The sequence below is a fragment of the Phenylobacterium sp. genome, from assembly GCF_036402295.1.
Lineage (GTDB): Bacteria > Pseudomonadota > Alphaproteobacteria > Caulobacterales > Caulobacteraceae > Phenylobacterium.
The window spans coordinates 17,642-30,117 of record NZ_DASWTE010000061.1; the positions used below are offsets into that span (position 1 = coordinate 17,642).

Below are 12,476 nucleotides of genomic sequence, written 5' to 3' on the forward strand. Positions count from 1 at the left end.
CCCTACTGCACCATGTCGAAGATCTGGCCGTCGGCCATGGAGACCAGCGCAAAGCCGTTGCCGACGCGCACCCAGGCGAAGCCCGCCGGCGGCGTGCGCAGCCGGTAGCGCCGGTAATCGTCCACGATCTCGCCGCTGAAGCTGCGCGGCAGATAGCCGCCGCGGCGGGCCGACGGCGCTGGGGCGAAGCCCTGGGGCGGGCGTCGCGGGCCCCCGTCATACCCATAACGGGGACGGTCGTCGTCGCGGGGGCGGGCCTCGTAGCGTGGCGGCTCGTCCTCGTAGCGGCGGGCTCGCCGCTCGTCGCCGTAGCCCAGGGCCGGCACGCGGCCGCGCCGATCGTCCTCGTAGCGCGGGCGAGGGCGGTCTTCCTCGACCCGGCGTTCGCCGCCGGGCCGGCCGCGCTCGTACTGGCGTCCGCCGCCGCGATCGCCTTCGTACCGCCGGCCGCCGCCACGCTCGGCGGACGGGCCGCGGCCGCGACCCTGGCTCTCGGCGCGGCGGCCCTGGCCGTCGTCGCGCGCATACGCCACGGCCGCCGGGGTCGCGGCGATCACGCTGGCCACGGCGGCCATCATGAGGAGCAGGCGCTTCATCGTGGCCGGACCATGGCGGGGGTTGCCTGAACTCTCCCTGAACGAAAGGCAAGCTTTGCCGTGCGTGCGCCGTCTTGTGCAACAGGCCCGCAGAGTGCCTGAGGGAGGCGTCCGCATAACAAGATACGCCAGTGCGGCAGGGTGTCCCACCCGGGCTTCCTGACAATATGACAACCGCGCCTTTAACCATGTGTTCAGCGCAGGCTTGGTTCTCTTCACTCGTAGGCCGGTGAAGGGCTCGAAAATCGGGCTCGCCGGCGACAAGGACAAAGACCATGCTGGCGAGCATCGACATGAAGTCCGATGGCCTGCCGCTGCCGACTCCGGACGCGACGGGTGACGAGCTGTTCCGCCTCGGACTGCTCTATTCCACGGGCCAGGGCGGAGCCCCGCTCGACTACGTTTCGGCCCACATGCTGTTCAACCTGGCCGCGATGCGCGGCTCGGTGGAAGCCAAGGTCTACCGCAAGGAAATCGCCGACGAGATGGCGTCGGAAGACGTGGCCGAGGCCCAGCGCCAAGCCCGCCAGTGGCTGGCCCAGGGCTGAGCTGAAGATCCGACCGCCGGCCAGGCGGCGCGAACCTGGCTGCGACGCGATGTCCTGCCGTGCCGGCGTCGCGCCGGACGACGGGCACATGAGCGAAGGCCATGGCCTGTCCCGGCGGGTCAAGATGACCCGCGCGAGCGGCTAGGCAGAGCCCGCTTCCTCCGCTAAGAACCCCGCTCCCGCGACTCCCGACCGGCGTCGCGGCGCCGGTGACGTGGCCGAGTGGCTGAAGGCAACGGTTTGCTAAATCGTCATACTCGAAAGGGTATCGAGGGTTCGAATCCCTCCGTCACCGCCACTTCCTCCTGACACGCAGTCGCGCAAAGCGGGTTTCCGTGCTCGGTGAGCGCTGGTATCCCTGATCTCGGCTGCTTGGTCAGGCGGGGGAAGACGTTGGTCGCGCCGAGCCGGATACGCGCCGGGGCATGTGCGTTGCTTGGATTGGGCGCGCTCTCGGCTGCGTCCGCGCCGGCTGCTGCGCCGAACGCCGCGCCGTCCAGGGCCGAGAGCCTGCTGATCGTAGATTGCCTGCTGCCGGGCAGGGTCCAGCGGCTCGGCGCCCGGGCCACCTACGTCACAGCCCGTCGCGCCGTGAAGATCACCGCCGCCGGCTGCGCCGTCCGTGGCGGGGAGTACACCGCCGCCGACCGGGCGACTCTGGCCAGCGCCGTCAACGTCTGGCTGCCGCTGGCCAAGGCGGGCGACGTCGAGGCGCAGACGAACCTCGGCGAAATCTTCGAGAAGGGCGTCGGGGGTCAGGCGCAACCGGACCTTGCCGTGCAGTGGTACCAGCTCGCCGCCGAGCAGGGTTCGGCCCGGGCCCAGGTCAACCTGGGCGCCCTCTACGAACGTGGGCTGGGCGTACCGCGCGATCCGGCCAAGGCAGCCGAGTGGTACCGCCGGGCCTCCGGCCTGTCGGCGGCGCAGGTTCCGTACGTGCCCGTAGAGGCGATCGAGACGCTGAAGTCCGAGCGCGAGGCGTTGCAGCGCGAGCTGGAGGCCGAGCGCGGCGAACGGCGGCGCTTGGAAGCCGAGCTGGAGGCCTTGAAGGGCCGCCTGGCGCGCGAACGCTCGGCCGTGGAGAGCGGCCTGCAGGACCTGGAGGCGGCGCGGCGCGAGCTTGCCCTGCGCACCCAGGCCTACGAGTCCCAGGCGCGCCGTACCTCCGACACGACTCAGCTCGAGGGCCTGCGCCGCGAGCTCGACATCCAGCGCCGCGCCGTGGAGGCGCGCGACGCCGAGCTGCGGCTGGCCCGCGCCGCGATGTCCGACCTGGAGACGCAGTCCGGCGCGCTGCAGCGCCGGCTGGAGGGCGCGGAGGCCCGCCGCGTGGCCGAGGTTTCCGCGGCCCAGGCCGAGGTCCAGGCCGCCCGGGCCCAGGCCGCGGCGCTGGATGAGCGCCTCAAGGCTGCCGAGGCCGAGCGCGTCGGCGGTCAGGCGCGCGCGGACGCGCAGCGGGCGGAGGTGGAGCGGCTGCGGCGCGAACTTGCCCGCGTGCAGGGTCGCTCGGCGCTGGAACGCGCGCAGGTCGAAGGCCGGTTGCAGGCGCGGGAAGCGGAACTGGCCGACAGCCTGGCCCGGCTGGACGCCCTGAAGACCGACCTTGCGCGACTGCAGGCCGAGAAGGCCCAGCGCGACCAGGCCGCGGCAAGGCCGTCCGATCCGCGCGGCGGGGGCGGGGTCGAGCGCGTTTCGCCGGCCGAGTTCGCCTTCGGCCGCTACCACGCGCTGATCATCGGCAACAACGCCTACCGTCACCTGCAGGCGCTGGAGACCGCGGTCCACGACGCCCGCACGGTCGACGAGATCCTGCGCGGCCGCTACGGCTTCAAGACCACCCTGCTGATCAACGCCGACCGCTACCAGTTGCTCTCCGCCCTGAACCAGCTGCGCGAACAGCTCAGCGAGGGCGACAACCTGCTGATCTACTACGCCGGTCACGGCGAGCTCGATCGGGTGAACAACCGCGGCTACTGGCTGCCGGTCGACGCCGAGACCAACTCCTCGGCCAACTGGATCTCGTCGATCCAGATCACCGACGTGCTCAACGCCATGACCGCCAAGCAGATCCTGCTGGTGGCGGACAGCTGCTACTCGGGCGTGCTCACCCGCGCCGCCATCGCCCGACTCGACGCGGGGATGTCGGAAGAGGAGCGGCTGCGCTGGCTGAAGGCCATGGCCACCAAGCGGGCGCGGGTGGTGCTGACGTCAGGCGGCGTGCAGCCGGTGCTCGACGGCGGGGGCGGGGACCACTCGGTGTTCGCCCAGGCCTTCATCTCGGCGCTGCGGGAGAACAGCGGCATCCTGGAGAGTCAGCGGCTGGCCCAGGCCGTCACGCAACGGGTCGCCGTCACGGCGGCCGCGGCCAGCATCGACCAGGTGCCGGTCTACGCGCCCATCCGGTTCGCCGGCCACGAGGCGGGAGACTTCTTCTTCGTCGCGAGAAACTGAACGGACGCACGCCTTTGGAGGGTCGAGGCATGAGCATCGGAAATCGCATGAGCGCCGCCGCAGCCGCGGGCCTCGTCGGTCTGGCGGGCGCCGGCGCGGCCCAGGCCCAGCCGGGCAATCCGGCCTACCAGTCCCACTTCTTCTCCGCCTGCGCCGGGGCCACGGGCGCGCTGGCGGCGCTTTGCACAGCGTCGCGCGGCGGCCAGCTCTCGACCGACAGTGAGTCCTCGCTCAACCCCAACCAGACCTCGGTGACCGGCAGCTCGGCGCTTGCGCGCGCCCAGGCGCTGGCGGTCGCCACCGAGCGGCGGCTGGAGGGCGTCCGCGACGAGGCCCAGGACGGGGGGCCGCGTGCGGCGGGCGGTTTCAGCCTGTTCGGCAGCGTGCAGGGGGAATGGTCGGAGCAGGACCGCGCCGCCTTCGTCAACGAGCGCGGCTACGACGGCGACGCGACGCGGGTTACCGTCGGGCTCGACTATCGGATGGGTTCGGGCGGCGTGGTGGGCGTGACGATCGGCTTCGGTGACTCCTCGTCCGACTTCGACGCCAACCTGCCTGGCAACGCCTTCACGCCGCAGGAGGACGCGGGCGGAATAGGCGCCGACGACATCACCGTCACGGTCTTCGGCACGGCCCCGCTCGGACCCCAGGTCTATGTGGACGCTACAGTGGGCGTCGGCTTCACCGACTATGACCTGCGCCGCAACGCCACGTTCCAGGAGAGCAACCGGCTCATCCCCCAGACGAACGTCCGGGCCACCGCCTCGCCGGACGGACGCGAGTATTTCGGCTCGGTGGGCTTCGGCTACGACGCCGAGATGGGCGCGTTCAGCCTCGGTCCCTACGCGCGCCTGCGGCTGACGAAGTCCAAGGTGGACAGCTATCTCGAGAACGACGGGGGCACGGGACTGGGCCTTTCCGTGTCGAAGACCAAGAGCACCTCCGTAGTGTCGATCCTGGGCCTGCGGGCCTCCTACGCCGTCAGCCAGCCGTGGGGCGTGGTGCTGCCGCAGGCGCGCTTCGAGTACGAGCACGAGTTCGATGACGATCCGCGCACGACCACGACGTCGCTGCTGCTTGATCCGGCGCGGAACACCTTCGCCGTCCGAAACGACCCGCCAGACCGCAACAGCTTCAACGTCGGTGCGGGTCTGCTGTTCGTCCTGCCGAACGGCTGGATGCCGTACGTCGACTACGAGGCCCTGCTCGGCTACTCGGACGCCTCGCGTCACCGGGTGACCGCCGGCCTGCGCGTGGAGTTCTGAGCCGGCTTGGATGACGCCACGTCGCCGTGATCCCATGCCGCCGGGGTCGCGCCAGACGGCCCGGCGAGGGTGAGACGCGTGGCGGAGTACGATCTGATCGTCGTGGGCGGCGGCATCGGCGGGTCGGCCCTGGCGCAGGTCATGGCGAGCGCGGGCCGCTCGGTGCTGCTGCTGGAGCGCTCCGAGGTCTACGAGGACCGGGTGCGCGGCGAATGGATCGCGCCGTGGGGCGTGGACGAGGTGCGCAAGCTCGGCCTCTACGACCTGCTGAAGGGCGCCGGCGGCCACCACATCACCCACCATGTGACCTTCGACGAAGGCAAGGATCCCGCCGCCGCCGAGGCCGAGGCGCTGCCGCTGGGGTTCTTCCGCGAGGGCGTCCCAGGGCCACTGTGCCTGGGCCATCCGAAGCACTGCCAGACCCTGTTCGACGCCGCGGCGGTCGCGGGCGCCGAGACCCTGCGCGGTGTGCAGGTGATGTCGGTCGAGGCGGGTTCGAGCCCCAAGTTGACCTTCGAGGTCGGTGGCGTGGTGCGCGAGGCGAGCGCGCGGCTGCTCGTCGGCGCCGATGGACGGACCTCACAGGTCCGCGACGCGGCCGGTATCCCACTGCACCAGGACACCCCGCACCACTGGTTCGCAGGTCTGCTGATCGAGGGCGCGCCGGGCTGGCGCGAGACGCTGCAGGCGATCGGCACCGAGGGCGACTTCGGGTTCCTGGCGTTCCCGCAAGGGTCCGGCCGCATCCGGCTCTACGGCGGCTACGCGCTCTCCGAGGCGCGCCGGTTCAAGGGCGACGAAGGTCCGCGCCGGTTCCTCGACGCCTTCGCGATGTCGTGCAGCCCCGAGAACCGCCACATCGTCGCCGGCCGCCCGGCCGGGCCGCTCTACAGCTACATCAACGCCGACGCCTGGACCGACCGCCCGTACGGCCCCGGCGTGGTGCTGGTGGGCGACGCAGCCGGCTGGAACGATCCGATCATCGGTCTGGGTCTATCGATCACCTACCGCGACGTGCGGATCGTCAGCGATATCCTGAAGGCGTCCGACAACTGGTCCGAGGCGGCGTTCCCGCCCTACGGCGAGGAGCGGGCCGAGCGGATGCGCCGGCTGCGCTTCGCCGGCCAGCTGCAGTCGGCGCTGGACATGGAGTTCGACGACGCGGCCAAGGCGCGCCGCCACCGCTACCATGAGCTGGGCGCCGCCGATCCGACGCTGAAGCTGCACGGGGTGGCGGTCATGGCCGGACCGGAGGTCGCGCCGGCCGAGATCTTCACCGAGGCGCACCGCGCCCGGGTGCTGGGGACCGTGTAGATGGACATCGTCGATTACAACGCCCGTTGGCTCAAGGCCTGGACCGACAAGGACGTCGACCGCCTCTGCGCCTTCTACGCCGACGACTGCCTCTACAAGGACCCGCAGACGGCCGCAGGCCTCAAGGGCCAGGCGGCGCTCCGCGACTACCTGACGGGCCTGTTCGCCGCTACGCCGCCGATGACCTACACGCCTGACGAGACCTGGCCGATCCCGGGCGGCTTCTGCGGCCGCTGGTACTGCGAGATCGGGGAGGGCGGCTCGGGCGGCCGGCTGCGCGGCTTCGATCTCGTCATCCTCGACGGCGACCGCATCGCGCTGAACGAGGTCTACGTCCACCAGATGCCGGCATGACGAGCCCCGACATCCGTCGGCCCGGGGCCATCGACGCCGCCTGGCTCACCGGCGTGCTGCAGAACGCCGGCGTCGATGCAGTCGTGAAGTCGTTCGAGGCGAAGAACGTCGGCACCGGCCAGATCGGCGAGAGCGTGCGCTTCAAGCTCGCCTATGAGCGCGACGCCGAGGACGCGCCCCGCTCGCTGGTCGGCAAATTCCCGTCGCCCGACGACACCAGCCGCGCCACCGGCATCATGCTGGGCAATTACCTGCGCGAGGTGCGCTTCTACCAGCAGCTCGCGCCCCGGGCCCGGGTGCAGACCCCACGCTGCTGGTTCACTGACACCGACGCCACCGGCTCCGAGTTCGTCCTGATGATGGAGGACCTGGCGCCGGCCGAACAGGGCGACCAGCTGAAGGGCGTGACGCTGGACCAGGCGCGCCTGGTGGTGGAGCAGGCGGCCCGGCTGCACGGCTCGTTCTGGGGCGACGAGGGGCTGGACGAGCTGCCCTGGGTGCAGGGCTCGAAGGCCGCGCCGCCCAGCGCCGCCACCCCCGAGATGGTCAAGGGCCTCTGGCAGGCCTTCCGCGCGCGCTATGCCCCGCGGCTCAAGCCGCACTGGATCGAGGTGGGCGAGGCGATCACGTCGCGGTGGGGCCGCTTCGGCGACATCCACGAGGGCCCGAAGAGCCTCGCGCACCACGACTTCCGACCCGACAACATGATGTTCGGCACGCCGGCCGGCGGCTACCCGGTGACGGTGCTGGACTGGCAGTCCTTCACCTACGCGCCGGGCGCGACCGACGTGGCCTACTTCCTGGCCGGCGCCCTGCCGCCCGACGTCCGCCGGGTGCACGAGGCCGAGTTGCTGGCGCTCTACCTCGCCGAGCTCGAGCGCCTCGGTGTCGCCGACTATTCGATGGATGACCTGCGCCGTGACTACGGCCGCGGCGGCTTCCAGCTGTTCCTGACCGCCTTCTTCGCCGCCATGGTGGTGATCCAGACCGAGCGCGGCGACAACATGTTCATGCAGATGCTGGGCAGCGCCGCCGACCACATCCTGGACCACCAGGCGCTGGCGGCGCTCGCTTGAGGACGACATCTTGGAACTGATCCTGGTCCGCCACGGCCTGCCGGAACGCCGCGACGACACCGCCGACCCGCCGCTGTCGGCAATGGGCCACGAGCAGGCGCGCCGCGTGGCGGCCTGGCTGGCGCACGAGCGGATCGACGCCGTCTTCTCCTCCACCATGCTGCGTGCGATCCAGACCGCAGAGCCCTTCGCGGCCCTGGGCGGCCACAACGTCGACTGCCACGACGGCATCTGCGAGTTCGACCGCGAGTCCGGGACCTACGTGCCCATGGAGGAGCTGAAGCGGGACAACTACGAAGCCTGGCTCGCCATGGCGACCGGCGACCACGGCGTCGACATCGCCGCCTTCCAAGTCACGGTCGTCGCCACGCTCGAGAAGATCGTCGAGGACCATCCCTCCAAGCGCGTCGTCGTCTTCTGCCATGGCGGCGTGATCAACGTCTGGACCGCTCACGTGCTGGGCATGGCCCCGCGGCTGTTCTTCGAGCCCGACTACACCAGCGTCCACCGCTACATGTGCGCCCGCACCGGCCAGCGGAACGTCGTCTGCCTGAACGACCGCGGCCACCTTCGCGAGCCGGCCTGAGCCGCGAAGGGCGGCCGCGACAACCTGCGCCATATTTGCGGCTGGTAAGTTATCGATGATCAGTTATCCTTGGGTCAACAAACCAGGGGATGGAATCCAGCATGGCTGTTGAGCACTTCGACGTGGTGATCGTGGGCGCGGGCCTCTCGGGCGTCGGCGCGGGCTATCATCTCAACACGGCGTGTCCCGACCGCAGCTACGTCATCCTCGAGGGCCGCGACGCCATCGGCGGCACCTGGGACCTGTTCCGCTATCCGGGCATCCGCTCGGACTCGGACATGTACACCCTGGGCTACGCCTTCAAGCCGTGGACCGAGGCCAAGGCCATCGCCGACGGCCCGTCGATCCTGAAGTACGTCCGCGAGACGGCGACCGAGAACGGCATCGACGGCAAGATCCGCTACGGCCACATGGTCAAGCGCGCCTCCTGGTCGACCGAGGACGCGCTCTGGACCGTCGAGGCCGAGGTCGGCGGCAAGACCCAGCGCTTCACCTGCGCCTTCCTGTTCCTCTGCGGTGGCTACTATTCCTACGAAGGTGGCTACACGCCGGACTTCCCGGGCGTGGAGAGCTTCAAGGGCGACCTGGTCCACCCGCAGAAATGGCCCGAGGCCCTCGACTACTCCGGCAAGAAGGTCGTCGTGATCGGCTCGGGCGCCACCGCGGTGACCCTGGTCCCGGAGATGGCCAAGACCGCCGGCCACGTCACCATGCTGCAGCGCTCGCCCACCTACGTCGTCAGCCGCCCGGCCGAGGACAAGATGGCCAACTGGCTGCGCTCGAAGCTGCCGGGGAAGCTGGCCTACGACATCGTCCGTTGGCGCAACGTGCTGTTCGGCATGTACTTCTTCAACATGGCCCGGAAGAAGCCCGAGGCCGTGAAGGCCAACATTATCAAGATGGTGCGGGCGCAACTTGGCCCCGACTACGACGTCGATAAGCACTTCACGCCCACCTACAACCCCTGGGATCAGCGGCTCTGCCTGGTTCCCGACGCCGACATGTTCGAGGAGATCCGGGCCGGACGCGCCTCGGTGGTCACCGACCACATCGAGACCTTCACCGAGACGGGCATCCGCCTGAAGTCGGGCCAGGAGCTGGAGGCCGACGTCGTCGTCTCGGCCACGGGCCTGGTGCTGGAGGTCTGGAACGGCATCGAGGTCAGCGTCGACGGGACCCGCGTCGATGCCTCCAGGACCCTGTCCTACAAGGGTATGATGTACGAGGGCGTGCCGAACATGGCCTCGGCCTTCGGTTACACCAACGCATCCTGGACCCTGAAGTGCGACCTGACGTGCGAGTACGTCTGCCGGGTGCTGAACCATCTGAAGGCCACCCGCCAGCGGCAGGCGACGCCGGTGAACACCGACCCATCGGTGACCTTCGAGCCGTGGCTCGATTTCTCCTCGGGCTACGTCCAGCGCGCCATGGCCAAGTTCCCCAAGCAGGGCAACAAGGTTCCCTGGAAGCTGAACCAGAACTACGCGCTCGACCTGATGAGCCTGCGCTACGCCAAGCTCGAGGACGGCGTCCTGCGCTTCGGCAACCGAGCCGGCCAGGCGGTGAAGCAACCCGAGAAGCTCGCCGCCTGACGTTGCGCTTGCCGGCGCAGCGGACTACGACCGTAATTTCTCGGTCGGAGATTCTGCATGGCGCGCAGGCGCAAGCTCACCACGGGCCAGAAGCTGACGATCGGCGTCGCGGCGCTGGTCTTCTTGGGCTTCGCCGGCTGGCTGTATGGCGGCGACTATCTGCGCCAGCGCGATCTGGCATTCGGCCGGGCGGCCGAGGCGAAGGTCGACGGGCCGCCTTGCCCGCAACTCACCGCGGCCGAGTTCGCACAGCGCAAGCTGAAGGTCACCAAGGCCACCAACTACGAAGGCGTCGTCTTCGCTCGCGAGTTCGGCCACATGGACTGCCGCACGCTGCGCTACGGCGCGGGCTGGGGGACGGCCGTCTACCCCGCGTGCCAGTTCACGAGCCCCAACGCGCTGACCGTCAGCACCGAGAAGGGCAAGTGGTTCTTCTATCCAGGCCTCGGCCAGCCGGCGACCATAGCTGTGCCGCACGGCGAAGCGCGCTGCGTGATGGACTCGAACTTCAGATTGCCGGGCTAGATCGGCGCGAAGCAGTCAGGCGCGGCGCGCTCGACCGGCAAGGGCGCCTCGGCCCCACCTGCGCCACCCAGCGGACGGCGCGACGTCACGAAATGTCCGGAATCCGGCGGGGGATATCGACCGGGACGCGCCTTGGGCCGCGAAAGCTGAGCCTTCAGGCGCGACAGGAGATCGTCCAGGCTCTCGTCGGAGCCTGTGAGGTCCTGGCGGAAACTGCGCTCTTGCATGGGCGGGGTTTATACGCCTTTCGGGCGAGTGATTCTACCCCGGGGGCGCCGCCGCTGTGGTAGGCCGGACGTACAACGGCTCACGAAAACGAGAGCAAGGGAGGAAACAGCGATGAAGCTCTACACGTCGATCGGCCCGAACCCGCGGGTGGTGAAGATGTTCATGGCCGAAAAGGGCGTGGACATGGACCGCGTCGAGATCGACCTGCGCAGCGGCGAGAACCGGCGCGAGCCCTACCTGAAGGTCAATCCGGCCGGCCAGAGTCCGGCGCTGGAGCTGGACGACGGCTCGGTGATCACCGAGATCACTGCCATCTGTGAGTATCTCGAGGAGCGGACGCCGAACCCGCCGCTGATCGGGACCAACGCCGAGGAGCGCGCCAAGACCCGCATGTGGACCCGCCGCGTCGACATCAAGGTGGCCGAGCCCATGGCCAACGGCTTCCGCTTCGGCGAAGGCCTGCCGATGTTCGAGAGCCGCCTGCGCTGCCTGCCCGAGGCCTCGGCGGGCCTGAAGGCCGTGGCCCAGGACGGCATCGCCTGGCTCGACGCGAACTTCCAGGGTCCGTGGCTCGCCGGCGACCGCTTCACGCTGGCCGACATCCTATTGTTCGCGTTCATGGACTTCGGCGCCGTCGTGGGCCAGCCGATCGACGCCAAGAACAAGAAGATCGTCGACTGGTTCGAACGCGTGAAGGCGCGGCCCAGCGCGGCGGCGAGCGCCTAGCCGACCTTCCGGTCCCGGCCCTCCCAGTACGGCTTCCGCAGCTCCCGGCGCAGCACCTTGCCCGAGGGGTTGCGGGGCAGGGCGTCGATGAAGTCCACGCTCTTCGGCGCCTTGTAGCCGGCGATCCGCTCGCGGGCCCAGGCGATGATGTCGGCCGGGCTCGGGCTCTCGCCCGGCTTGGCCACGACGATCGCCTTCACCGCCTCGCCCCAGCGGTCGTCGGGCACGCCGATGACCGCGGCGTCGGCCACGCCCGGACAGCCCAGGATCGCGTTCTCGACCTCGGCCGGATAGACGTTCTCGCCGCCCGACACGATCATGTCCTTCACCCGGTCGTGGACGAAGAAGAAGCCGTCCTCGTTCATGAAGCCGGCGTCGCCGGTGCGCAGCCAGCCGTCGGGCCGGATCGTCTCGGCGGTGGCCTCGGGGCGGTTCCAGTAGCCGGCCATGACGATCGGCCCGCGGATCTCGATCTCGCCGATCTCGCCGGGGCCCAGCGTATTGCCGTCCTCGTCGGCGATGCGGGTCTCCAGCGTTTCCCAAGGCCGGCCGCACGAACGCAGCAGCTCGCCGCGATGCTCGGCCGGCGCCAGCGTCGTGCCCGCGCCGGTCGTCTCGGTCATGCCGTAGAACTGGATGAAGCCGCAGCCGAACACGTCCGTCGCCCGCGCCAGCACCGCCTCGGAGATCGGCGAAGCGCCGTAGGAGACGGTCTTGAGGCTCGAGAAGTCGGCGTCTTCCACGCCCGGCGTCTGGAGGAGGGCGTTGATCATGACCGGCGCCAGGAACACATGGTTCACCCGCTCTGCGCCGAACGTCTTCAGCACCGTGGGCGGAACGAACTCGGCTTGCAGCACGATGCGCCCGCCGGACGCCAGGCCCGAGAAGCTGATGTTGGTCCCGGCCACGTGGAACATGGGCATCAGGATCAGCACGGTGTCGTCCGGCCCGTAGTCGAACCCTTCCACCAGGTGGCGCAGGCCCAGGAAGGCCGAGTAGTTGGCGTTGGACAGGCGCACGCCCTTGGGCAGGCCGGTCGTGCCGGAGGTGTAGAGCTGCAACACGTCGTCGTCCGCCTGGGGCGCCGTGAGCCGGGGCGCAGGCGCAGCCTTGCGCAGGGCCGCATAGCTCCCGAACGCGCCGTGTTCTCCGCCCACCGCGATGACACGCATCGGATGGTGAATGTGCGTCATGATGGCATCGGCGGCGGCGAAG

The 12,476-nt window shown here is 69.8% G+C and carries 13 protein-coding genes and 1 tRNA gene; 11 read left to right on the top strand and 3 right to left on the bottom strand.

Annotated elements, in window-relative coordinates; translation table 11 throughout:
- Positions 1-2: 2 nt before the first annotated feature.
- Positions 3-596, bottom strand: coding sequence for an RcnB family protein (locus VGD44_RS04010; RefSeq protein WP_331084114.1), 594 nt, complete (start codon positions 594-596; stop codon positions 3-5).
- Between the two features lie 275 nt (positions 597-871).
- On the opposite strand from VGD44_RS04010, the gene VGD44_RS04015 reads away from it, so the two are divergent.
- The 10 genes from VGD44_RS04015 to VGD44_RS04060 all read left to right on the top strand — a co-directional run bounded on the left by VGD44_RS04015 (position 872) and on the right by VGD44_RS04060 (position 10,307).
- Positions 872-1,144, top strand: a complete 273-nt coding sequence (locus VGD44_RS04015) for a sel1 repeat family protein (RefSeq protein WP_331084116.1) — start codon at positions 872-874, stop codon at positions 1,142-1,144.
- A 208-nt stretch (positions 1,145-1,352) separates the two neighbouring features.
- Positions 1,353-1,442 (top strand) — tRNA-Ser (locus VGD44_RS04020).
- A gap of 134 nt (positions 1,443-1,576) precedes the next feature.
- Positions 1,577-3,595, top strand: a complete 2,019-nt coding sequence (locus tag VGD44_RS04025; protein WP_331084118.1) for a caspase family protein — start codon at positions 1,577-1,579, stop codon at positions 3,593-3,595.
- A 29-nt stretch (positions 3,596-3,624) separates the two neighbouring features.
- Positions 3,625-4,860: an autotransporter outer membrane beta-barrel domain-containing protein gene (locus VGD44_RS04030; RefSeq protein WP_331084120.1), complete on the top strand. Its 1,236-nt coding sequence runs from the start codon at positions 3,625-3,627 to the stop codon at positions 4,858-4,860.
- A 78-nt stretch (positions 4,861-4,938) separates the two neighbouring features.
- Positions 4,939-6,174, top strand: a complete 1,236-nt coding sequence (locus tag VGD44_RS04035) for an FAD-dependent oxidoreductase (protein ID WP_331084122.1) — start codon at positions 4,939-4,941, stop codon at positions 6,172-6,174.
- Positions 6,175-6,528 carry a nuclear transport factor 2 family protein gene (locus VGD44_RS04040; protein ID WP_331084124.1) on the top strand — a complete coding sequence of 118 codons (354 nt, stop codon included), beginning with the start codon at positions 6,175-6,177 and terminating at the stop codon, positions 6,526-6,528. It abuts the gene before it with no gap.
- Entirely contained in the window at positions 6,525-7,604 is a 1,080-nt protein-coding gene (locus VGD44_RS04045) for a phosphotransferase (RefSeq protein ID WP_331084126.1), read from the top strand. Before VGD44_RS04040 ends, VGD44_RS04045 begins: the two co-directional genes overlap by 4 nt.
- Positions 7,605-7,614: 10 nt before the next feature.
- The gene (locus VGD44_RS04050; RefSeq protein ID WP_331084128.1) at positions 7,615-8,190 is read left to right on the top strand and encodes a histidine phosphatase family protein; all 576 of its coding nucleotides are present in this window, start codon (positions 7,615-7,617) and stop codon (positions 8,188-8,190) included.
- 101 nt (positions 8,191-8,291) lie between these two features.
- A complete protein-coding gene (locus VGD44_RS04055; RefSeq protein WP_331084130.1) occupies positions 8,292-9,782 on the top strand; it encodes an NAD(P)/FAD-dependent oxidoreductase in 1,491 nt (496 codons plus the stop codon).
- A gap of 57 nt (positions 9,783-9,839) precedes the next feature.
- On the top strand, positions 9,840-10,307 hold the full coding sequence (locus VGD44_RS04060) for a hypothetical protein (RefSeq protein WP_331084132.1): 468 nt from the start codon (positions 9,840-9,842) through the stop codon (positions 10,305-10,307).
- Here VGD44_RS04060 and VGD44_RS04065 read toward each other — a convergent pair.
- Positions 10,304-10,534: a hypothetical protein gene (locus tag VGD44_RS04065; protein WP_331084134.1), complete on the bottom strand. Its 231-nt coding sequence runs from the start codon at positions 10,532-10,534 to the stop codon at positions 10,304-10,306. The genes VGD44_RS04060 and VGD44_RS04065 overlap by 4 nt on opposite strands.
- A gap of 112 nt (positions 10,535-10,646) precedes the next feature.
- Here VGD44_RS04065 and VGD44_RS04070 point away from each other — a divergent pair, with 112 nt between their 5' ends.
- Entirely contained in the window at positions 10,647-11,261 is a 615-nt protein-coding gene (locus VGD44_RS04070) for a glutathione S-transferase family protein (RefSeq protein ID WP_331084136.1), read from the top strand.
- Here VGD44_RS04070 and VGD44_RS04075 read toward each other — a convergent pair.
- The coding region (locus VGD44_RS04075; protein ID WP_331084138.1) for an AMP-binding protein at positions 11,258-12,476 on the bottom strand (1,219 nt) is incomplete at its 5' end. The genes VGD44_RS04070 and VGD44_RS04075 overlap by 4 nt on opposite strands.